Origin of the sequence: Pseudomonas abietaniphila (assembly GCF_900100795.1) — a bacterium.
Lineage (GTDB): Bacteria > Pseudomonadota > Gammaproteobacteria > Pseudomonadales > Pseudomonadaceae > Aquipseudomonas > Aquipseudomonas abietaniphila.
Genome location: NZ_FNCO01000009.1, coordinates 166695 through 188387, shown reverse-complemented (window position 1 = coordinate 188387; position 21693 = coordinate 166695). Strand labels below are relative to the sequence as shown.

The window sequence follows — 21693 nt, the reverse complement described above, 5'->3', positions numbered from 1 at the left end:
GTTCAGATCTCTGCGTACATTCGGCCCGGATTGAAGATTCCGTGCGGATCGAGTTGCGCCTTGAGCTGGCGGTGATAGCGCAGGAGCGGCGCCGCCAAGGGCTGAAACGGGCTGTCGTCCAGGCCGTGGCTGTAAGAGAGCGCATGCCCGCCAACCGCGCTGACGATGGCGCGAATCTCGCTGCCGCTGGCGTCGGATTTGAGCCAGCGTTGCGCGCCACCCCAGTCGATCAATTGATCGCCCGGTAGGTCGAGCACAGCGGTATTGGTCGGCAGCGACAGCCGCCACAGCGGTCGGCCATCGGTGAAGAAGTCCAGCCGATGCTCGTTCAGCGCTCGCCAGTAAGCCGGGTCGATGGATTCGCCGCCCAGGCGATCGTGGGCCGCCGCCACCGAGCCTTCGCCACCTTCCAGGCGCAGCCTCAGCACACGGCCATCGTGACTGGCCGCACTGATCGGTAACGGCTGCTGGCCCCATTCAGCCAAGCGGGCGAGGGCACGGGCGCTGTCCATCTCCAATGCGATGCTGGTGCACAGGCGTGGCTTGGGCAGCACTTTCAGTGAGACTTCGGTGATCAATCCCAGGCAACCGAAACTGCCGGCCATCAAACGCGAGAGGTCATAACCGGCGACGTTTTTCATCACCTCGCCGCCGAATTTCAGGTGTTTGCCCAAACCGGTGATGACGCGCGTGCCGAGAACAAAATCGCGCACCGAGCCTGACCACGGCCGGCGCGGACCGGACAAGCCCGCCGCGATCATGCCGCCCACCGTTGCATCGCCCACGCCGCCGTCACTGAAGGTGGGCGGCTCGCACGGCAGCATCTGTCCGGCAGCGTCCAGCGCAGCGTTGAGTTCGCTGAGCGGGGTTCCGGCGCGGGCAGTGATGACCAGTTCGGTCGGGTCGTACGTCACGATGCCGCGATGAGCCCGAGTGTCGAGCACTTCCCCGGCGACTTCCCGGCCCAGGAATGACTTGCTGTTGGCGCCCTGAATACGCAGCGGCAGGCCGCTTTCAATGGCTTGGTTGACCTGTTCCAGCAGCACGTCGCTGGCGTCGCGATCCTGCGCGGTGAAATGGGGTTGACGTTCGGCACCCATCAGAAACGCTCCAGTTCAGGGAAGGGCAGCTTGCCCATGTGCACGTGCATCGCACCGAATTCGGCGCAACGATGCAGCGTCGGGATGTTCTTGCCGGGATTGAGCATACCGCTGGGGTCAAACGCCGCTTTTACCGCATGGAACAACGTCAGTTCGTCGCTGTTGAACTGCGCGCACATCTGATTGATCTTCTCGCGGCCGACCCCGTGCTCGCCGGTAATGCTGCCGCCGACTTTCACGCACAGCTCGAGAATCTTGCCGCCCAGCGCTTCGGCCCTGTCCAGCTCGCCCGGTTGGTTCGCATCGAACAGAATCAAAGGGTGCATGTTGCCGTCGCCGGCATGAAACACGTTGGCCACGCGCAGCCCGTATTCTTCGGACAAGGCCGAGATGCCTTTGAGCACCCCCGGCAATTCCCGGCGCGGAATGGTGCCGTCCATGCAGTAGTAATCGGGTGACAACCGACCCACCGCAGGAAACGCATTTTTACGACCGGCCCAGAAACGCACGCGCTCGGCTTCGTCTTTGGCCTGGCGCACTTCGGTGGCGCCGGCTTTTTCAAGCACGGCGCGAACCCGGTCGCAGTCGTCGTGAACGTCGGCTTCCACGCCGTCGAGTTCGCACAGCAGAATGGCTTCGGCGTCGACCGGGTAACCCGCGTGAATAAAGTCTTCGGCGGCCCGGATCGCCAGGTTGTCCATCATCTCCAGCCCGCCCGGAATGATCCCCTCGGCGATGATGTCGCCCACCGCACGCCCGGCTTTCTCCACGGAGTCGAACGCCGCCAGCAGCACCCGCGCGACTTGCGGTTTGGGCAACAGCTTGACGGTGACTTCGGTGATGATGCCCAGCATGCCCTCGGAGCCGGTGAACAGCGCCAGCAGGTCGAAGCCGGGCGTGTCCAGTGCGTCCGAGCCCAACACCATACGTTCGCCTTCGACGGTCAGGATGTCGACCTTGAGCAGGTTGTGCACGGTCAGGCCGTACTTGAGGCAGTGCACGCCACCTGCGTTTTCCGCGACGTTGCCGCCGATGGAACAGGCGATTTGCGACGAAGGGTCGGGTGCGTAGTAGAGGTCGTGAGGCGCAGCAGCCTGAGAAATGGCCAGATTGCGCACGCCGGGTTGAACACGGGCGAAACGTCCGGCGGGGTCGATGTGCAGGATCTTGTTAAAGCGCGCCATCACCAGCAGCACGCCTTTTTCCAAGGGCAGGGCGCCACCGGACAAGCCTGTTCCCGCGCCGCGCGCCACGACGGGCACGCCGCGCTCGTGGCAGACCTTGAGCAGCGTCTGGACCTGTTCGACCCGCTCCGGCAGCACCACCAGCATCGGGGTGGTGCGATAGGCGGAGAGGCCGTCGCATTCGTAAGGACGCAGTTCTTCCTCGCGATGGAGGATGTCCAGATCAGGCAGTCGCGCTTGCAAGGCCTGAAGCAGCTGAGCCTTGTCGATGGCAGGCAACGCGCCATCGACGCGTTCGTCGTACAGAATATTCATGATGGGTTCGCAACCCTGTTGTTTTTATATAAAGCGGTTTTATGGAGGGCCCGTTCTTGGACGGAACGTTCTACCGCTGACTTGCATCATTGGCTGTGAGCGTCTTACTGTCCATGTCTTAAAGCACTGGTCGAACCAGTTTTTTTTGTCATTTGCACAACGGCTGTTGAAAAATTGTTTGCTTATCAAGGTCTTGGTATCGGGTCGTTTCCTCGATATCTTCACGTTTATCACTGGTCATACCAGTTGGTTCGGCGTGAATGGATACTGCTCTTCCAATGCTTGATCAAAGAACGCTGTCTTGTAGGAGCCGGCTTGCTGGCGAATGCGGTCAGGCAGAAAGCTAAAGGGTAGCTGACCCTCTGCGTTCGCTAGCACCCCGACTCCTACAGGCATGCACAGGAATCACCCCTATCGCGGACGCTGGATCAATGGAAACGCCTGCAAACAAGCTCGCGCCTCAAGTCGCCGATGTGGTCAGCGAGCGTATCGAACGGCTGATCGTCGACGGGGTGCTCAAGGTCGGGCAGTTGTTGCCCTCCGAGCGGCGCCTGACCGAAAAGCTCGGCGTATCGCGCACGGCGCTGCGTGAAGGGCTCAAGCTGTTACGCGCCAGAGGTATCATCGAGACCCGACAAGGCAAGGGCTCGTTCGTCGCCCAGATGGGTGGGTTGGGGCTGACCGCCGCCTCGCCCTTGATGCACTTATTCGCCTCTCAACCTCGCACGCTGTACGACCTGTTCGAGGTGCGCAGCCTGCTGGAAGGGGAATCCGCTCGCCTGGCAGCCTTGCGTGGGACGGACGCTGATTTCGTGCTGATCAGCCGGGCCTACGACGCGCTGGTTGCCGCTCACGACCATGAACTGTCGGCCTCCGAACACGCACGCCTCGATCATGCCTTCCACCTGGCGATCTGCGAGGCCTCGCACAACCCGGTCCTGGTCCAGACCTTGCGCTCGCTGACCGACCTGCTGCTCAACACGGTGTTTGCATCAGTCAACAACCTCTACCACCGCGAAGCGCAGAAGCGCCAGATCGACCGCCATCATGCGCGGCTTTACAACGCCGTCACCGGGCGGCTGCCGGAACAGGCGCGCAAGGCAGCCGTGGCGCACATTCAGAGCATCTGCGACAGCCTGCGCGAGATCGAGAACGAAGAGCAGCGACTGGTGCGGGCCACCTTGCGGCTGGAGGGGTGGACCTGACCTTGACAGCTGACAGGTATTGCCGCAATTTACGCATTGCGTAAATCGTTTACGAAAAACAAGAAAACAACGCGAAGGCCTGCCCGTGGATCTTTATACCTACTACCGATCAACCTCCAGCTACCGGGTGCGGATTGCCCTGGCGCTGAAAGGGCTGGAGGTCAATGCCATCCCCGTCAACCTGATCCGCGACGGCGGCGAGCATCGCAAACCTGACTACCTGGCGATCAATCCTCAGGGTCGCGTTCCCGCGCTTCGGCTCGACACGGGCGAGGTCATCATCCAGTCGATGGCGATCATCGAATACCTGGAAGAGCGTGCATCCCTCCCGGCGTTGCTGCCCGGGGATCTGATTCAGCGAGCCCGGCATCGAGCGGTGGCTGCGTTGATCGGCTGCGACATTCATCCTCTGCACAACGTCGCGGTGCTCAATCGGTTGCGCGGTCTTGGGCATGACGAAGGCAACGTGACGGCCTGGATTGGACACTGGATCGGTGAGGGCTTTGCCGCGCTTGAAGCGATGATGGGCGACGAAGGCTTCTGTTTCGGCGAGGTGGGCCTGGCCGATGTTTACCTTTTACCGCAGCTGTATGCGGCACGCCGCTTCAATGTCGACCTGACCGCGTTCCCGCGAATCTGCCGGGTCGAGGCGCTGGCGTTGCAGCATCCGGCCTTTCAGGCCGCGCACCCTGATGCGCAATCCGACAAGCCGGAGTAACCTCTCTTCCATGAAAATCTTCGGTCTGCAACTGATCTTCGGCGACTTCCTCGCCCGCAGTGTACGGGGCATTCCCTGTGCGCCACCCGCTGAACTGTGACCCTCGCCGCTGTGCCTCTCACTTTTTAGCAGGAGCAAGACCGTGACTGATCTCTACGAAAACCCGATGGGCCTGATGGGCTTCGAATTCATCGAATTCGCCTCGCCGACCCCCAACACGCTGGAGCCGGTGTTCCAGATGATGGGCTTCACCAAGGTCGCCAACCACCGTTCCAAGAACGTGGCGCTGTACCGTCAGGGCGCGATCAATATCATCCTCAACAACGAGCCTCATAGCGAAGCGTCCTACTTCGCCGCCGAGCACGGTCCTTCTGTGTGCGGCATGGCGTTCCGGGTCAAGGATTCGCAGCAGGCCTACAAACGCGCGCTGGAACTCGGTGCTCAGCCGATCGAGATCGGGACAGGCCCGATGGAGTTGCGTTTGCCTGCGATCAAGGGCATTGGCGGCGCGCCGCTGTATTTGATCGATCGTTTTGGTGAAGGCACTTCGATCTATGACATCGACTTCGTGTTCATCGAAGGCGTCGACCGTCACCCTGAGGGCGCAGGCCTTAAATTCATCGACCATTTGACCCACAACGTCTATCGCGGGCGCATGGCGTATTGGGCCAACTTCTACGAGAAACTGTTCAACTTCCGCGAAATTCGCTACTTCGACATCAAGGGTGAATACACGGGGCTCACCTCCAAAGCGATGACCGCGCCGGACGGGATGATCCGCATCCCGCTCAACGAAGAGTCGTCCAAGGGCGCTGGCCAGATCGAAGAGTTTTTGATGCAGTTCAACGGCGAAGGCATTCAGCACGTCGCGTTCTTCACCGAAGACCTCATCGACACCTGGGACCGACTCAAGGCACTGGGCATGCGCTTCATGACGGCCCCGCCTGAAACCTATTACGAAATGCTCGAAGGGCGACTGCCGAACCACGGCGAGCCGGAAAGCGAACTCAAGGCGCGCGGCATCCTGCTGGACGGCACATCAGACGGCGGCAACCAGCGCCTGCTGCTGCAGATTTTCTCGGAAACCCTGATGGGGCCGGTGTTCTTCGAATTCATCCAGCGCAAGGGCGATGACGGCTTCGGCGAGGGCAACTTCAAGGCGCTGTTTGAATCGATCGAACGCGACCAGTTGCGGCGTGGGGTGTTGACGGCGGATTGATCTGCGGCGTCTGGCGCTGTTCTGCCTGTAGGAGCGAATTCATTCGCGAAAAATGTTTCAGGCGAAAGAGATTTGTCGGTCGTACCGGCAATCGCGAATGAATTCGCTCCTACAGGGTTTATCGGTGTCCGAGCCGTATCAGGGATCAGACCTTCGGCATTTCACCGCCCATCCGCGCGCTGATCGCTTGGGCTGTGGTTAACAGCTTCTGCGCTGCCAGCGCCTGGCGTTCATCGGTGAGCACCGATGCCGAGCCCACCACGGTCACCACCCCCACCAGCGTGTGGCCCATGGCGAACACCGGTGACGACACGGCGTTGACGCCGGCCATCAGCAGGCCGTGAATCTGATGCACGCCGGTGCTGCGGATTTCCTCAATGTGACGGTCGATCTCCTTCAGCTGTTTCGCGTTCAGGGACGCGGCTTCCGCTTTTCTCAGCGCTGCTGTCTCGGCGGGCGAGAGGAAGGTGTCGAACACAAGCCCAGTCGAGGAACTGAGCAGCGGCAACACCGAGCCGATCTGCGTGACCAGCGTCACCGCGCCCAGCGATTGCTCGACATACACCACGGTGGGGCCTTTGTTGCCCCACACTGCGAGGAAGCAGGTTTCATTGAGGTCGTCGCGCAGCGCAATCAGTTCAGGTGCCGAGGTCTTTAGCACGTCCAGCTGACTCAGCGCCGCAAGGCCGACCTGCAGCGCCGAACGTCCCAACCGGTAATGGTTGGTGACCGGGTCCTGCTCGGCGAAGCCGCTGTCCACCAATGCCTGTAAGTAACGATGCACCTTGCTGGCAGGCATGCCCACGTATTCGGCGAGTTTCGACAACGAGGTGGCGGGGGCGAGTTCGGCCAGCGCTTTGAGAATGCCGACGCCGACTTCGGCGGACTGCACTTTCTGTTGGCGCGAGCCTGCGGGGATTGCGGATTCTTCGGTCATGAGCGGGGCGTGCGCCGGTCTGGAAAGGCTGCTTTATAGCTTGACCGACCTGCAAACTCAAATTACGTTATGCGTAATCTGTTTACGTAAAATAAAAACAAGAGGTCGAGATGTTCACAGCACCTGCATCCGAGGCTTTGAGGTATCAATCCGGCTTCGGCAATCAATTCAGCAGCGAGGCCGTACCGGGCGGTTTGCCGGTGGGACAGAACTCGCCGCAACGTCACCCCCTCGGTCTCTACGCCGAACAATTCTCAGGCACTGCCTTCACTGTCCCTCGCGCCGAAGCCCGGCGTACCTGGCTGTACCGTATCCAGCCCTCGGCGGCGCACCCTCAGTACCAACGTCTGACGCGGCAGATCACCGGCCAGCAGCAAGGACCGATCACCCCCAATCGCCTGCGCTGGAATGCGTTTGACGTTCCCACTGAGCCCACCGATTTCATTGACGGTCTGATCGCCCTGGCGAGCACGTCGGCGGCGGATCAGGCTGAAGGCGTCAGCGTGTATGTGTACGCCGCCAACCGCTCCATGCAGCGCGCATTCTTCAATGCCGATGGCGAATGGTTGATCGTTCCGCAGCAGGGGCGCCTGCGCATCGTCACTGAGCTCGGCCTGCTGGACATCGAGCCGCAGGAAATAGCGGTAATGCCCCGTGGCCTGAAATTCAGCGTTCAGCTGCTCGACGAAATGGCGCGCGGTTATATCTGCGAGAACCATGGCTGTGCCTTGCGCCTGCCAGACCTCGGGCCGATTGGCAGCAACGGGCTGGCCAATCCCCGCGACTTCCAGGCGCCGGTGGCTCACTTCGAGAACAGCGAACAACCCACCGAACTGGTGCAGAAATTCCTTGGCGAGCTGTGGAGCGCACCCCTCGACCACACGCCTTTCGACGTGGTGGCCTGGCACGGCAACAACGTGCCTTACAAATATGACCTGCGCCTGTTCAACACCCTGGGCACGGTCAGTTACGACCATCCTGATCCGTCGATCTTCACCGTGCTGACCTCGCCGGGCGCGGTTCACGGGCAAGCCAACGTCGATTTCGTGATCTTCCCGCCGCGCTGGATGGTGGCGGAAAACACCTTCCGTCCGCCGTGGTTCCACCGCAACCTGATGAACGAATTCATGGGCCTGATCGACGGTGCGTACGATGCCAAGGCCGAGGGTTTCATGCCCGGCGGCGTCTCCTTGCACAACTGCATGAGTGCCCACGGCCCGGACAACGCCACGGCCGAGAAGGCCATGGCCGCGGACCTCAAACCGCACAAGATCGAACAGACCATGGCGTTCATGTTCGAGACTGGCAAGGTCCTGCGCCCCAGCCGTCATGCGCTGGAATGCCCGCAACTGCAAAGCGACTACGATGCCTGCTGGAAGGGCATCGCCAGAACGTTCAAACCCTTCGATACGGACAGCCAACAATGAGCACTTCCCGACACCTCCGCAGCTGGGTGACCAGCGCCAACGATCACCCTGATTTTCCGCTGCAGAACCTGCCATTCGGCGTGTTCAGTGTTCCGGGCCTCGGCAAACGTGGCGGGGTGGCGATCGGCGACTTCATTTTCGATCTGCAGGTCGCGCTGGAGGCAGGGTTGTTCAGTGGCGCTGCGCAAGTGGCGGCAGAAGGCGCCAGTCGCAGTCAGTTCAATGAGTTTTTTGCGCTGGACGCTTCTGCTCGCCAGGCCTTGCGCTCCCGCTTGTTGCAGTTGCTGGATGAACACAGCCCGCAGCGCGAACAACTGCAGGCACTCGGCAACCTGTTGCAACCGATGAGTGACAGCCAGATGCACCTCCCGGCGCAGGTCGGCGACTACACCGACTTCTACGTCGGCATCCATCACGCAATGAACGTCGGCAAGCTGTTTCGCCCCGATAACCCGCTGCTGCCCAATTACAAATACGTGCCCATCGCCTACCACGGCCGGGCATCCACGCTCTGCGTGTCGGGGGCGCCAGTCAAACGTCCCCAGGGTCAGACACTCGCACCGGGTGCAGAGGCGCCGGTATTCGGGCCGAGCAAGCGGCTTGACTACGAGCTGGAAGTGGGCGTCTGGATGGGGCAGGGCAACGAAGCGGGCGAGCCGATCCCAATCGCGCAAGCCAGCCAGCACATTGCCGGTTTCTGCCTGCTCAACGACTGGTCGGCGCGAGATCTGCAGGCCTGGGAATACCAGCCGTTGGGGCCTTTTTTGTCGAAGAGCTTCGCCACCAGTATTTCGCCGTGGGTGGTGACCGCTGAAGCCCTGGCGCCGTTCCGCAGGGCACAACCCGCGCGGCCGGATGGCGACCCAAAACCGCTGGACTATCTGTTCGATGAACAGGACCAGCAACATGGCGCACTGGACATCGAGCTGGAGGTATTGCTGCTTACCGCGCACATGAAACAGCAAGGCCTTGCGCCACAACGCCTGGCGCTGAGCAACACGCTGAACATGTACTGGACCGTCGCGCAGATGGTCACCCATCACAGCGTCAACGGCTGCAAACTGCAGCCGGGCGACCTGTTCGGTACCGGCACATTGTCCGGTCCGCAAGCCGGGCAGTTCGGCAGTTTGCTGGAGATGACCGAGGGCGGGAAACAGGTGGTCGAATTGTCCAGCGGCGAGACGCGCACATTCCTGCAAGCCGGCGACGAAGTGATCCTCAAAGCGCGCTGCCGCAAGGATGGCGAGGTGAGCATCGGGTTTGGCGAATGCCGTGGGGTGGTGGTGGGGTAAGCCGCGATACGTGTAGGAGCCGTATTCGTCGGAATGCCGCCCAGACCAAGCTCGCTCCCACAGGTTTCGCGTGATTTCACAGGCCTTTTGCAGCGACGCGGTCCCTGTAGGAGACGTCCGAGGTTACGAGGGCAGCGAATGCGGTGGGTCATTCAGCATTGACGTCGCTGACCCACCGCATTCGCCAGCAAGCCGGCTCCCACAGGTCAGATGTCGACCACAAATCATCGTAACGACGCAGTACCTGTAGGAGACGTCCGAGGTTACGAGGGCAGCGAATGCGGTGGGTTAGTGACATCAATGTCGCCTGAAACACCGCATTCGTCGAAATGCCGCCCTGACCAAGCCCGCTCCCACAGGTTTCGCATGATTTTCCAGACCTTGTTGTATCAAGTGAATCCCGAAACCAACGAACCTTCACGAGGCAGGAACCTGCCGTGTCTTTCGCCCTGCGGTTTGCCGTCGGCATAACTCAAGTGTCCATTGACCCAAACCCCATCGATCCCTTCGGCTGCACGCTTCGGTTCTTTGAAATCGGCGACATCGCGAACCGTCTCGGCATTGAACAGCACCAGATCGGCCCAATAACCCTCACGCACGAATCCACGCTCATGCAGGCCAAAGCGCGTGGCGGTCAGCCCCGTCATCTTGTGCACGGCGGTGTGCAGCGGGAACAGCCCCACGTCCCGACTGAAATGCCCTAACACCCTCGGGAAAGCCCCCCACAGGCGCGGGTGCGGGAACGGGTCTTCCGGCAGGCCGTCCGAACCGATCATCGACAACGGATGCTTCATGATGCGCTGCACGTCGTTCTCGTCCATGCCGTAATACACCGCGCCCGCCGGTTGAAGCTTGCGGGCCGCATCCTCCAGCGACAGGTTCCAGTGCGCGGCGATCTCGTTCAGGTCACGGCCGCCCTGATCCGGGTGAGGCGTCGACCAGGTGATGGTGATGCGGTGGGCGTCGGTGACTTGCTTCAAATCCAGCGTCGAGGAACTGGCGGCGTACGGGTAGCAGTCGCAGCCGACCGGGTGCGTGAGCGCGGCTTTTTCCAGCGAGGCCAACAGCTGCGGACTGCGACCCCAGTTGCCGGCGCCGGCGCATTTAAGGTGGGAAATCACCACCGGCGAGCGGGCATGGCGACCGATCGCGAACGCTTCGTCCATCGCTTCCAGCACCGGCTCGAACTCACTGCGCAGGTGCGTGGTGTACACCGCGCCGAAGTCGGTCAGTTCCTCGGCCAGTTGCTTGACCTCGTCGGTGTCGGCCGAATAAGCCGAGGCGTAGGCAAGTCCGGTGGAAAGCCCCAGCGCGCCGTCCTGCAGACTCTCGCGCAACTGGTCGCGCATGGCGCTGATCTCCTCGGGCGTCGCCGTGCGGAACAGGTCGTCCAGATGGTTGCTGCGCAACGCCGTGTGGCCAACCAAGGCCGCGACGTTGACCGCTGGACGCGCCTTGTCCACGGCGTTGCGATAATCCATGAAGCGCGGGTACGCAAAGGCCTTGGCCGGACCCAGAAGGTTCATCGGGTCGGGTGGATCACCGGCCAGGGTGACCGGCGAGGCACTGATCCCGCAGTTGCCGACGATCACCGTGGTCACACCTTGAGTGATCTTCGGCAGCATGTCCGGCTGGCGAATGACCACGGTGTCATCGTGGGTGTGCACGTCGATGAAGCCCGGCGCCAGCACCCGGCCGGCAGCGTTGATGTCTTCCTTGGCCGAGACACCGTTCAGGTCGCCGATCCGCTGAATGCGGCCGTCGCGAAGGGCAACATCAGCGCGGTAGCCTGGCGTGTCGCTGCCGTCGATCACCAGCGCGTCGCGAATGATCAGGTCGTAAAGCATGGTTCAGTCTCCAAGCGGCAGGCCGTCGTCGCCGCCGCGGTAATCATCGAGGGCCAGCTTGATGCGCCGCAGCCGCTCCTGATTGTCATCCGGGGCGATCAGCGCAAGCTCGGTGGCGAGCACGTCGATGGTCAGCAGCATGCCGTAACGCGCTGCCGTGGGTTTGTAGATGAAATTGGTTTCGGCGATCTGCAATGGCAACACCGCATCGGCGAGACCGGCCAGCGGAGAGTCGGGCAGGGTGATCGCCACGGTCTTCGCGCCATAGCTGCGCGCGAGGCTCACGGCATCGAGCAGTTCGGGCGTACGACCGCTCAATGAACACACAATCAGGCTGTGATCCGGGCCGAGGGTGGCGGCGATCAGGCGCATCATCACTGGATCGCGGCTGGCGGCGATCGGGTAGCCGAGGCGCACCAGACGGGTCTGTAATTCTTCGCTGCACAGACTCGAACAGCCGCCCATGCCGAAGCTGTGAATCATGCGTGCCGGGGTCAGCAGGGCAACGGCAGCCTTGAAGCGGGCGTCGTCGAACCCGGCCAGATGCTGGCGCAGCGTCGACTCGATATCGCCGACGATCTGGGTGAAAAACGCCGATTGCTCAGGCGCCTGTTCCGGATTGAGAAACCGAGTGCCAACGCCGCTGGCCTGGGCCAATTGCAGGCGCAAATCGCGAAGATCCTTGCAGCCGATCGAGCGCGCAAACCGCGACAGCGTGGCGCTGCTGACCTCGGCGCGCGCGGCCAACTCGTCGAGGCTGGCGCTGGCGCAGAACGCAACGTCGCTGAGAATCAGTCGGGCGATGCGGCCTTCACCCGCGCTGAATGAATCCTGGCGAGCGCGGATCTGGTAAAGGATGTCCACTCAGATCACCTGGGCCAGGCCAAGGGTGAAGAGGAAGGCGATGACGGAAATCAGCGTTTCCAGCACCGTCCAGGTCTTGAAGGTTTGCGCCACGGTCATGTTGAAGTACTCCTTGATCAGCCAGAAGCCGCCGTCGTTGACGTGAGAAAAGATCACCGAGCCCGCACCGGTCGCCAGCACCAGCAGTTCCGGATGCGGATAGCCCAGGCCCATCGCGACCGGGGCAACGATGCCTGAGGCGGTGGTCATGGCCACGGTCGCCGAGCCGGTCGCCACGCGCATCAATGCCGCGAACAACCAGCCCATCAACAGCGGGGACAGATGAAAATCCTGCGCCAGGCTGACAATCTCGTTGGTCACGCCACTGTCGACGAGAATCCGGTTCAGGCCACCCCCCGCACCCACCAGCAAGGTGATGCTGGCCGTGGGCGCGAGGCATTCCTGGGTGAATTTCAGGATCGCGTCTCGGTTAAAGCCCTGCGCGATGCCCAGGGTCCAGAAGCTTAGCAAGGTCGCCAGCAACAGGGCGATCACGGAGTTGCCGACAAACAGCAGGAAGCTGTTGAACGCGCTGCCGGGTGTGGAAATCAAGTTGGCCCAGCCACCGAGCAGCATCAGCAAGACCGGCAGCAGAATGGTCGCCATGGTGATGGCAAAGCCCGGCAGTTGCTTGCGCGGCTCGCGGTCGAGAAACTGCTTGGCCAGCGGGTTCTCTTCCGGCAGCTGAATGTGCGGCACGATGAACTTTGCGTAGAGCGGACCGGCAATGATCGCGGTCGGGATACCGATAAGGATGGCGTAGAACAGCGTCTGACCGACTGAAGCCTGGTAGGCCTGAACCGCCAGCATCGCTGCAGGGTGCGGTGGAACCAGCGCATGCACCACCGAAAGGCCTGCGACCATCGGCAGGCCGACCATCAGGATCGAGACCCCTACACGCCGTGCGACCGTAAACGCGATGGGTACGAGCAAGACGAAGCCGACTTCGAAGAACAGCGGCAGTCCCACCAGGAACGCGATGCAGACCATCGCCCAGTGCGCGTTGCGCTCCCCGAAGCGGTCGATCAGCGTGCGCGCCACCTGCTCGGCGCCGCCGGACTCGGCCATCATCTTGCCGAGCATGGTGCCCAGCGCCACGACCAACGCGATGTGACCCAGTGTCTTGCCAACGCCACCTTCATAGGAACTGACCACCGAGGTGGCGGGCATGCCGGCGACCAGGGCCAGGCCCACGGAAACAAGGGTGATGACGACGAAGGGGTTGAGGCGAAAACGCGCAATCAGGACGATCAGGGCGATGATCGCGATGGCGGCGTAGACCAGTAGAGAAAGGCCGGTAGACGGTGGCATGCAACGGTTCCTTGCAGAGAAAGAGGGAGGCCAGGCTGGGCGAAAGGACGTCAGTCCGGGCGCAGGCAAGCGGTGAAAACACTCTCGGCAGTGGGTGTTGCAGAAGGCGCACACGATAAAGCGGGGGTCGAAAAACGACGATCACAGGCAGGCATTATTGTTATCTCTGATTTCGTGATGAAAATTAAATTACATGAATTCAGATACAGATATCAATTTATGAAAATTAATTTCTTAAACGATTAGCGCAGGCGTCATCCCGCGCTGAACCGCTCACGGTACGCCTGTGGCGTCACCGACACTGCGCGCAGGAAGCTTCTGCGCAATGTTTCCTCCGTGCCAAAGCCGCACCGGTCGGCGATCCGCTTGATCGGTAACGCGCTGTCGCCCAACAAGCGCCGGGCGGCTTCAACGCGCAACTGTTCGATGGCGCGTGCGGGCGTGTTACCCGTATGGGCACGGTAATGCCGGACGAAACTGCGCTCGCTCATGCCCACTTGTGCCGCGAGGGTGGCAACGGAAAGGTCGCTCGCAAGGTTGTCGAGAATCCAGGCGTGAAGGTCGCCAAAGCGGCTGTCCTGTCCGCGTGTGGCCTGTTGCATCGACAATGCAGTGCTGAACTGGGACTGGCCACCGGGCCGTTTGAGAAACACCACCAGGTCCCGCGCCACGGCGAGGGCGATGTGTCGGCCAAGGTCGGCTTCGACCATCGCCAGCGCCAGGTCAATACCTGCCGTGACGCCGGCCGAGGTCCACAGTGCTTCCTCATTGATGAAGATCGGTTCCGGATCGACCTGCAACGCCGGATAACGCCGGGCCAGTTCATCGCAACTGTCCCAGTGGGTCACCACTCGATGCCCGTCGAGCACACCGGCTTCGGCCAGCATGAACGCGCCCGTACAGACCGATGCCACCCGTCTCGCGCGGGCGGCCTGGGCACGCACCCAGTGCAGCAAGCCTTGATCGCGCAACGCCGTGTGTACGCCACGACCACCCGCGATGATCAGCGTGTCCGACGGTGTATCCGGCAACGGATGAGTGTGCAGACCCAGGCCTGCCGACGACACCACGCTGCCATTCTCGCTGGCGATGACCATGGGCACATAGGGCGCTGGCAGATGGTTCTCCAGCATCTGCACATTCGCCGACGCGAAGACTTGCAACGGGCCGCTGACGTCGAGCAATTGCACGTTGGGGAACGCCAGGATGTGGATGGGTCTGGGCTGATCGGGCATGACGCACCTCATCAGAGGGTTGGCGGAAATTGTGGGTGTTATGGCGTATCCGCCAGAGCGTATCTGGCTACAGTGAATTCGTCCAATCGACCTCTCACTGGAGAACCCCATGACTCTGCACATCGGCTTGCTGGTATTTCCCAAGGTTCAACAGCTGGACCTCACCGGTCCCTACGACGTTTTCTGCACGATGCCGGGTGTCGAGGTGCATCTGGTCTGGAAAAACCGCGACCCGCTGCAGTCCAGCACCCATCTGACGTTGACGCCGACCTGCACATTCGACGATTGCCCTGACCTCGACGTGATCTGTGTGCCGGGCGGTGTAGGCGTGGACGCCCTGATGGAAGACGCCGAAACGCTGGCGTTCATTCAGCAGCAGGCCGCCAATGCCCAATACGTCACGTCGGTCTGCACCGGCGCGCTGGTCCTGGGCGCTGCGGGGTTGCTGGAGGGCAAGCGCGCGACGACTCACTGGGCCTCCCATGGCTTGCTGGAAAAGTTCGGGGCGATCCCGGTCAAGGAGCGGGTCGTTCGCGACGGCAATCTGATGACCGGCGGCGGCGTGACCGCAGGCATTGATTTCGCCTTGACGCTGATCAGCGAAATCTTCGATGCAGACACATCGCAGACTATTCAACTGCAGCTGGAATATGCACCCGCGCCACCGTTCAATGCCGGTCGTCCGGACACAGCGCCTGCCCACGTGCTGGCGATTGCCACGGAGCGGGCAACGCCTGGACTGGTCGCGCGTCAGCAGATCGTCGAACGGGTGACAGCAGGCCGTCGTTAAGCGGGCGAGCAGGAGGCGGGGACTTCGTACCAGCACAGGAACAGGTCCAGCGCCGATTCCACCACCGACACCTGCTCCTCGGGTGTCAGCAGTGGTTTATTGAGGGTGACTTGCGGCCAAAAGGCAAAGGCCTTGAGCAGGGCGTGAATCTGTGACGCGGCGAAACCGGGTTCGACGGCCTTGAGGCGGCCGTCCTGCTGGGCGCCGCGCACCCAGACCGTGAACGTTTCCTCACGCTCGTTCAGACGGTTGACCCACGCCTGAGCGCGTTCGGGGGAGTGGATGGTCGCACCGATGGCGACGCGCGCCAGGTCGATAAAATTGCTGTCGCCGAGGGTCTTCATCTTCGCGTCGAGCAAGTCGCGCAACTGATCACGCAATGGCAGGGTGGGGCGGTAGATCGCCTCGGGCTGTGCGGTGGCGCTGGCCCACAGGCGCTGAAGCATTTCGGCGAAAAGCTCTTCCTTGCTCGGGAAATGGTTGTACACCGTGCGCTTGGAGACTTCGGCCCGTGCTGCGATGCGGTCCATGCTGGTGACCTCGAAACCGTTGTCCCGGAATTCGGCAATCGCCGCCATCACAATGGCTTCACGTTTTCGGTCGGTCAGTCGCAGGGGAGCAGTCATGGCATCGCTTCTAAAGGGTTGGACGCAGGTCGGGCGAACTCCCGACAATAAAATTACACCGGGCAGTTTACTTCTCTTTGACGATCGTGCAAGCTTGAAACTACACTGTGTAGTGTAAAACACGGTTACAAATTGCCGCTTACTTCTTTCCGTCGTATGCAACATTCTGCAATGCGTCCGCCGTCGCAGAAACCTCCACCCGTTTCATGGAGTCAGCACCTCATGGCCTCGATCGAAAAAAACCTCGATAACGCCTCCTCGTTGCCCGTTCTATCCCGGCAAGAGGGCCGCTATCTCAATCACAAGCCGATGAAGCGCTCCGGGTTTCTCAAGACATTGCGCATCTTCTGGAACGCGATGGTCAACAAACCTCGCCACACCCGTCCTGTGGGCGAGATCCCGGTTCAGCCGCTCTCGCGTCAGCAACTGCTCGCGGCCCCGAACAACACGGTCTATCGGCTGGGCCACTCGACGGTGTTACTCAAGCTGCGCAATCAGTACTTCCTGACGGACCCGGTCTTCGCCGAACGGGCGTCGCCGATCCAATGGGCTGGCCCGCAGCGTTTCCACCAGCCACCCATCAGCCTGGAAGACCTGCCGCCGCTCAAGGCGGTGATCCTCTCCCACAACCACTACGACCACCTTGACCACATGACCATTCAGGTGCTCAAGGACAAGGCCGAACACTTCATCGCGCCGCTGGGTGTGGGCGATACGCTGATCAAGTGGGGCGTGGACGCAAAGAAGGTTCAACAATTGAACTGGTGGGAAGCCACCGAGATCCATGGCATCCGTTTTGTCGCAACGCCCGCGCAGCACTTTTCAGGACGCAGTTTCAGTGACAGCAACCAAACGCTGTGGTGTTCGTGGGTAATGATCGACGCTGACCAGCGGATTTTCTTCAGCGGCGACACCGGTTATCACAGCGGCTTCAAACTCATCGGCGAGCAATACGGCCCGTTCGACCTGACGTTGATGGAAACCGGGGCCTACAACGTGGACTGGCCGGATGTGCACATGCAACCGGAGGAGACGCTGCAGGCGCATATCGACGTACGCGGCAAGTGGCTGCTGCCGATTCACAACGGGACGTTCGACCTGGCCATGCACGCTTGGCACGAGCCATTCGACCGCATTCTGGCATTGGCGTGGGATCGCAGTATCTCGATCACCACGCCGGAAATGGGCCAGCCGTTCTATGTCCAGTACCCAAGCCGCGGCGAGGCCTGGTGGATGAAGGTCGAAAAGGCTGTTGAATCCGAGGCGCCGCGCCGTCGTGGCCGTCGCTGCGATCGGCAGCAGGCGACCAGTCGAGGTTAGACCAGTCGAGGTTAAAGGGCGGGATCAGGGTTTGTTGTGATTCTGATCCCGATCCTGTTCATCGCCTTCTGGTTGGCCAGGGTGCCTGGGCTGTTCGCCCTGCTGGTTGGCCTGCTTGTGCTGCTCGCCCACTTTCCCCGCATTGTCAGGTTGGTGGTCCAGGTCTTCACGGCTGGATTCTTTAGGCATCACATGTTCTCCGTTCGTTAACAGCTGAGCTCAAGGCGCGCGGCGCCCGCAGCGTTCACTGGCTGAGCTGGTGGATCAACATCAAGGCTTCGTCCTTGAACAAAGGTTGTTTCATCCGTTCAGCCAGCAACGCGACTTCACGTTCGCGCTCGCATCCCACGACGCTTCTGACGACCCCTTGTTTGCAGAGCAGCGCCAGGAACGTAAATGTTTCGGGCTCGCCGAGATAGACGATGTCGTCCCAGTCTTCGGCATGCCCCAGACAGTCCAGACGTTTACCGAAGTGGAACGTCCAGAAGTAGGGCACATCGCTGTAATGCTTGTCGTCGCCGAGCATGTTGCTCGCCGCGATGCGCGCGTGTTGTTGCGCCAGACGCCAGTGCTCGATGCGTTGCGGGGTGTCGTTGATCGGGAAGGTCGCGATATCGCCCGCCGCCCACAGACCCTTGCCTGCCTGCATTCCGGCATCCACCCACAGCGATCCGTCCTCTTCAAGCTCAATGCCGTCGATGAACTGCGTCGCCGGCGCCACGCCGATGCCAACCAATGCAGCATCGACCGGCATCCGTTCACCATTGCTCAACACCGCCACCTTCAGACGTTTTTCCTCAGTGTCCCCGTCGCCTTCGAAGCAAGTGACCTCGACATGGGTGCGGAACAACACCCCGTTCTGTTCATGCAGCGCGCGGATCGCCTTACCGATCCGCTCGCCAAGCTGTTTCGCGAACGGCACTTCGTGGCGGGCGATTACCGTCACTTTGACGCCGTGCTTACGCAGCGCGGACGCCGCCTCCAGGCCGATAAAGCTGTCGCCGACAATCAATACGTGACGCCCCGGTTGTGCCGCCGCCAGAATCTTTTTCGCATCATCTCGGCAGCGCAGCGTCAGCACTTGCGGCAGATCAGCGCCGATCAAAGGCAGCGCACGGGGCTCGCCACCGGTGGCGATCAACGCGGCGTCATAAGCAAAACGTCGTCGGTCCGCCAACGTCACGCGTTTGTTGATGACGTCCAGCTTCATCACCTCGCCCTGAATGCGTTCGATGTGATTCTCGTCATAGAAGGCGTCTTCGCGCAGCGGCGGCGTTTCATCGGGACGCATCTCTGCCGCCAACACAAATTTGCTCAATGCCGTGCGGTCGTAACCCGGTGAATCTTCCCGGTCGATCAGCAGCAACTGGCCGTTGAAGCCCTTTTCCCTCAATGCGCAGGCCGCAGCTGTGCCTGCGGCGCCAGCGCCGATGATGACGAAGCAGCGGTCGTCGTCGGCGCGTATCTGCGGCGCGGTCTGAACGGGCTGATCGTCGACGTGGATCTGATCGTCGATCACCTGCGTCGCATAACGCCTCAGCGCGTTCAGCGCAGGCGGCTCACACAGGCGCCCGTCATGGACGGCGAACTCGGCCTTGTGCCAAGGGCAAATCAGATGGCCGTTGCACACGGCGCCATCGGCGAGCGGTGCACCCGCATGAGGGCACTCGCCTTGATACGCGCGCACCGCTTCACCGTCACGGACCAAAACGATTTTTGTCTCGCCAACTTCAACCTGAATACCGCGATCTTGACGAAGATCGGCCAGGCTAGCGACCCGATGCATAGGCATGTGACTTTCCTCCCAGGCTTTCTTTTGGGAGTGGGCCGCGCATGAAGAGGTTCAGCGAATCTGCCGGGCGCATCAAATGAGTGGGTCAGCGCACCAGCCCCAGGCGCTCATGCCAGTCTGCAATGGACTCATCGGGGTACTGCTGGAACTGCTGATCCTTGGGCCCGGCCTGGACTTCGACCCACGGCGCTTTAGAATTCAGCAACAAATGCGTGTGTTCCGGCGGCGTCGGCAACGGTGTGTCAATGGCCGAGGCGAACGGATGGATCAGCTCCGGCCATTGCGGACTGAACAGCCACAACCCGCTGCCGCACTGCTTGCAGAAGTGTCGTTCTGCGCTGCTGGTGTGGACGTGATGGTGTTCGTCGCGCATCTTCGCGTGGTAGATGGCAATGCTGTTTTTGCCTTTGACCTTGAGGCTTTTTGCGTCGCCGCCCAGGTTGATGGAATAGCCGCCACCGCCTTGGGTCTTGCGGCAGATCGAGCAGTAGCAACGTTGATAAGGGTAGGGGTGGGCGCTCGTCAGACTGAACTCGACCGCGCCGCAATGGCAGGAACCTTCCAGGTGCATGGCTTTTTCTCCGTGCTGGTGATCAGGGACACTTAGGTCTAGACCGCTCTGGGTCGTGGGGTTCGCAGTTTTTCTCGAACAGCCGTTCGTTTTCTTCATGTGGCGGGCACTCAAGAAGCGACAGCGACCGTCGATAAGCGATAGTCGTACGATGAGATACGACCACTGCCACTTATAACAACGAGCCAACGGTCATGAATCTACGCAATTTGACCATCGCCCGCCGTGCGGGCCTTGGATTCACCCTGATCTCCCTGCTGGTGGCGCTGCTGGGCTGGTTTGCCCTGACCCAGATGTCCAACATTCGTCAAAGCGAAGTGGCGGTCGAGAGCAACTGGATGCCGAGCATGCGACTGGTCAACGACATCCGCGAAGCCATGCTGCGCATCCGTACCATCTCGCTGCGCATGGCGCTGGACACCGACCCCAAGAACGTCAGCGTCTACAAAGGGCAAATGGATGCCCGCGCCAAGGTGCTCGCCGACAAGCTGAGCAGCCTCGACGCCTTCATCGATACACCTGAAGAAAAGGTCCTCTACGACAAGTTTCGCGGCACGTTGGCTGACTATCAGCGCGGGCTGGCCCGCTCGTTCGTGCTGGCGGAAAGCGGCGATCTGAAAGCGTTGAACACACTGCTGCTGGTGGACATGAAAACCGCCGTCGACAACTCAGGTACGCAACTGGGCGATCTGGGCGACTTCTATTCGCATCAGGTCGAGCTCGAGGGGGTGGCTGCGCAATCGCAGTACGGGCAGTCGCGCACGGTGGTCCTGGTGTTCGTGCTGATCGCGGCGCTGGCGACGGTCATACTCGCACTGTGGCTGACCCGCAGCATCATTCTGCCGCTGGAACAGGCGGTCACTGCGGCTGAGTTCGTGGCCAAGGGCGATCTGACCCACGACATCCGCGTCGAAGGCAAAGACGAAGTGACGCGTTTGCTCAACGCCTTGCAGCAGATGCAGAACAACCTGCGTAGCACCTTGAGCCTGATCGGCAGCTCCGCCAGTCAGTTGGCGTCCGCTGCGACCGAGCTGAACTCGGTGACCGAAGACAGTCACCGTGGCCTGCATCAACAGAACGCCGAAATTGAGCAGGCGGCGACGGCCGTCAACGAGATGACCTCCGCGGTCGAGGAAGTGGCGCGCAATGCCGTGTCCACCTCTCAGGCGTCGAGCGAGTCCAACACCGCCGCGCAGGATGGCCAGGCACGTGTCATTGAAACCGTGACCTCAATCCAGAACCTCTCCAGCAATGTGCAACACACCTCGGTGCTGGTGCAGAGCCTGGCCGATCAGTCTCAGGACATCGGTAAGGTGCTGGATGTGATTCGCTCCATTGCCGAGCAAACCAACTTGCTGGCGTTGAACGCGGCCATCGAAGCGGCGCGCGCAGGTGAGTCGGGCCGAGGCTTTGCGGTGGTGGCGGATGAGGTGCGGGCACTGGCGCATCGCACCCAACAGTCGACGCTGGAAATCGACAAGATGGTCTCGACGATGCGCAGCGGTTCCAGCGAAGCGCTGGAGTCGATGCTGATCAGTCGCTCGCGGGCGTCCGAGACGCTGGAGCTGGCGCAGGGCGCGGGCGAGTCGCTGACCCGCATCACGTCATCGATCAACCAGATTTCCGAACGCAACCTGGTGATCGCCAGCGCGGCCGAGGAGCAGGCGCAGGTGGCGCGGGAAGTGGACCGCAACATCGTCAACATTCGTGATCTGTCGCTGCAGTCTTCCTCGGGTGCCAACCAGATCAGCGCGTCGAGCAATGAGTTGTCGCGTCTGGCGGGTGAGCTGAATCAGGTCGTGACGCGTTTCCGGGTTTAACAAAAAAGTGCAGGAGCGCGTTGCCCGCGATGGCTGCCTGTCTGTGACAGCGATGTTGGCTGAGGTATCGGGTTCGCGGGC

At 61.3% G+C, this 21693-nt stretch carries 19 protein-coding genes and 1 pseudogene; 9 read left to right on the top strand and 11 right to left on the bottom strand.

Annotation, left to right across the window (positions count from 1 at the left end):
• Nucleotides 1–2 precede the first annotated feature (2 nt).
• Both glcE and glcD read right to left on the bottom strand, forming a co-directional pair.
• Complete coding sequence (gene glcE, locus BLS87_RS18565) at nucleotides 3–1100, bottom strand: glycolate oxidase subunit GlcE (protein ID WP_074754292.1); 1098 nt, start codon at nucleotides 1098–1100, stop codon at nucleotides 3–5.
• Nucleotides 1100–2599, bottom strand: coding sequence for a glycolate oxidase subunit GlcD (gene glcD, locus BLS87_RS18560; RefSeq protein ID WP_074754290.1), 1500 nt, complete (start codon nucleotides 2597–2599; stop codon nucleotides 1100–1102). Before glcD ends, glcE begins: the two co-directional genes overlap by 1 nt.
• Before the next feature lie 431 nt (nucleotides 2600–3030).
• Between glcD and glcC the strand changes: the two genes are divergently transcribed.
• The 3 genes from glcC (at nucleotide 3031) to hppD (ending at nucleotide 5741) form a co-directional block, all read left to right on the top strand.
• The gene (gene glcC / locus BLS87_RS18555) at nucleotides 3031–3804 is read left to right on the top strand and encodes a transcriptional regulator GlcC (RefSeq protein ID WP_074754288.1); all 774 of its coding nucleotides are present in this window, start codon (nucleotides 3031–3033) and stop codon (nucleotides 3802–3804) included.
• Between the two features lie 85 nt (nucleotides 3805–3889).
• Nucleotides 3890–4522 carry a maleylacetoacetate isomerase gene (gene maiA, locus BLS87_RS18550; RefSeq protein ID WP_074754286.1) on the top strand — a complete coding sequence of 211 codons (633 nt, stop codon included), beginning with the start codon at nucleotides 3890–3892 and terminating at the stop codon, nucleotides 4520–4522.
• A 142-nt stretch (nucleotides 4523–4664) separates the two neighbouring features.
• A complete protein-coding gene (gene hppD / locus BLS87_RS18545; protein ID WP_074754284.1) occupies nucleotides 4665–5741 on the top strand; it encodes a 4-hydroxyphenylpyruvate dioxygenase in 1077 nt (358 codons plus the stop codon).
• Between the two features lie 145 nt (nucleotides 5742–5886).
• On the opposite strand, the gene BLS87_RS18540 is transcribed toward hppD, so the two are convergent.
• Nucleotides 5887–6678: an IclR family transcriptional regulator gene (locus BLS87_RS18540; protein ID WP_074754282.1), complete on the bottom strand. Its 792-nt coding sequence runs from the start codon at nucleotides 6676–6678 to the stop codon at nucleotides 5887–5889.
• Nucleotides 6679–6788: 110 nt separating this feature from the next.
• Between BLS87_RS18540 and hmgA the strand changes: the two genes are divergently transcribed.
• Nucleotides 6789–8105, top strand: coding sequence for a homogentisate 1,2-dioxygenase (gene hmgA / locus BLS87_RS18535; RefSeq protein WP_074754280.1), 1317 nt, complete (start codon nucleotides 6789–6791; stop codon nucleotides 8103–8105).
• Nucleotides 8102–9397: a fumarylacetoacetase gene (gene fahA / locus BLS87_RS18530; protein WP_074754278.1), complete on the top strand. Its 1296-nt coding sequence runs from the start codon at nucleotides 8102–8104 to the stop codon at nucleotides 9395–9397. The genes hmgA and fahA overlap by 4 nt, the downstream gene beginning before the upstream one ends.
• Before the next feature lie 389 nt (nucleotides 9398–9786).
• Here the strand turns inward: fahA and BLS87_RS18525 are convergent, their stop codons facing one another.
• The 4 genes from BLS87_RS18525 to BLS87_RS18510 all read right to left on the bottom strand — a co-directional run bounded on the left by BLS87_RS18525 (nucleotide 9787) and on the right by BLS87_RS18510 (nucleotide 14693).
• Nucleotides 9787–11244 (bottom strand): N-acyl-D-amino-acid deacylase family protein, encoded by a 1458-nt coding sequence (locus tag BLS87_RS18525; RefSeq protein ID WP_074754276.1) that lies wholly within the window; start codon nucleotides 11242–11244, stop codon nucleotides 9787–9789.
• 3 nt (nucleotides 11245–11247) lie between these two features.
• Nucleotides 11248–12108, bottom strand: coding sequence for a MurR/RpiR family transcriptional regulator (locus tag BLS87_RS18520; protein WP_074754274.1), 861 nt, complete (start codon nucleotides 12106–12108; stop codon nucleotides 11248–11250).
• Nucleotides 12109–13458 (bottom strand): GntT/GntP/DsdX family permease, encoded by a 1350-nt coding sequence (locus BLS87_RS18515; RefSeq protein WP_074754272.1) that lies wholly within the window; start codon nucleotides 13456–13458, stop codon nucleotides 12109–12111.
• Nucleotides 13459–13712: 254 nt separating this feature from the next.
• Nucleotides 13713–14693, bottom strand: coding sequence for a GlxA family transcriptional regulator (locus tag BLS87_RS18510; protein WP_074754270.1), 981 nt, complete (start codon nucleotides 14691–14693; stop codon nucleotides 13713–13715).
• A 109-nt stretch (nucleotides 14694–14802) separates the two neighbouring features.
• Between BLS87_RS18510 and BLS87_RS18505 the strand changes: the two genes are divergently transcribed.
• Complete coding sequence (locus BLS87_RS18505) at nucleotides 14803–15483, top strand: DJ-1/PfpI family protein (protein ID WP_074754268.1); 681 nt, start codon at nucleotides 14803–14805, stop codon at nucleotides 15481–15483.
• On the opposite strand, the gene BLS87_RS18500 is transcribed toward BLS87_RS18505, so the two are convergent.
• Nucleotides 15480–16109, bottom strand: coding sequence for a TetR/AcrR family transcriptional regulator (locus BLS87_RS18500; RefSeq protein WP_074754266.1), 630 nt, complete (start codon nucleotides 16107–16109; stop codon nucleotides 15480–15482). The genes BLS87_RS18505 and BLS87_RS18500 overlap by 4 nt on opposite strands.
• Nucleotides 16110–16331: 222 nt before the next feature.
• Between BLS87_RS18500 and BLS87_RS18495 the strand changes: the two genes are divergently transcribed.
• Entirely contained in the window at nucleotides 16332–17429 is a 1098-nt protein-coding gene (locus BLS87_RS18495; protein ID WP_074754264.1) for an MBL fold metallo-hydrolase, read from the top strand.
• Between the two features lie 24 nt (nucleotides 17430–17453).
• Here the strand turns inward: BLS87_RS18495 and BLS87_RS34215 are convergent, their stop codons facing one another.
• From BLS87_RS34215 to BLS87_RS18485, 3 genes are all read right to left on the bottom strand, one after another.
• Nucleotides 17454–17618: a hypothetical protein gene (locus BLS87_RS34215; protein WP_167362082.1), complete on the bottom strand. Its 165-nt coding sequence runs from the start codon at nucleotides 17616–17618 to the stop codon at nucleotides 17454–17456.
• Nucleotides 17619–17673: 55 nt separating this feature from the next.
• The gene (locus BLS87_RS18490) at nucleotides 17674–19221 is read right to left on the bottom strand and encodes an FAD-dependent oxidoreductase (protein ID WP_074754262.1); all 1548 of its coding nucleotides are present in this window, start codon (nucleotides 19219–19221) and stop codon (nucleotides 17674–17676) included.
• A gap of 85 nt (nucleotides 19222–19306) precedes the next feature.
• Complete coding sequence (locus tag BLS87_RS18485; RefSeq protein ID WP_074754260.1) at nucleotides 19307–19792, bottom strand: GFA family protein; 486 nt, start codon at nucleotides 19790–19792, stop codon at nucleotides 19307–19309.
• Between the two features lie 194 nt (nucleotides 19793–19986).
• Between BLS87_RS18485 and BLS87_RS35270 the strand changes: the two are divergent.
• Nucleotides 19987–20754: pseudogene (locus BLS87_RS35270) on the top strand (MCP four helix bundle domain-containing protein); the annotation flags it as partial.
• Nucleotides 20749–21612 (top strand): methyl-accepting chemotaxis protein, encoded by an 864-nt coding sequence (locus BLS87_RS35265; RefSeq protein ID WP_425262237.1) that lies wholly within the window; start codon nucleotides 20749–20751, stop codon nucleotides 21610–21612. The pseudogene BLS87_RS35270 and the gene BLS87_RS35265, both read left to right, overlap by 6 nt.
• Nucleotides 21613–21693 lie beyond the last annotated feature (81 nt).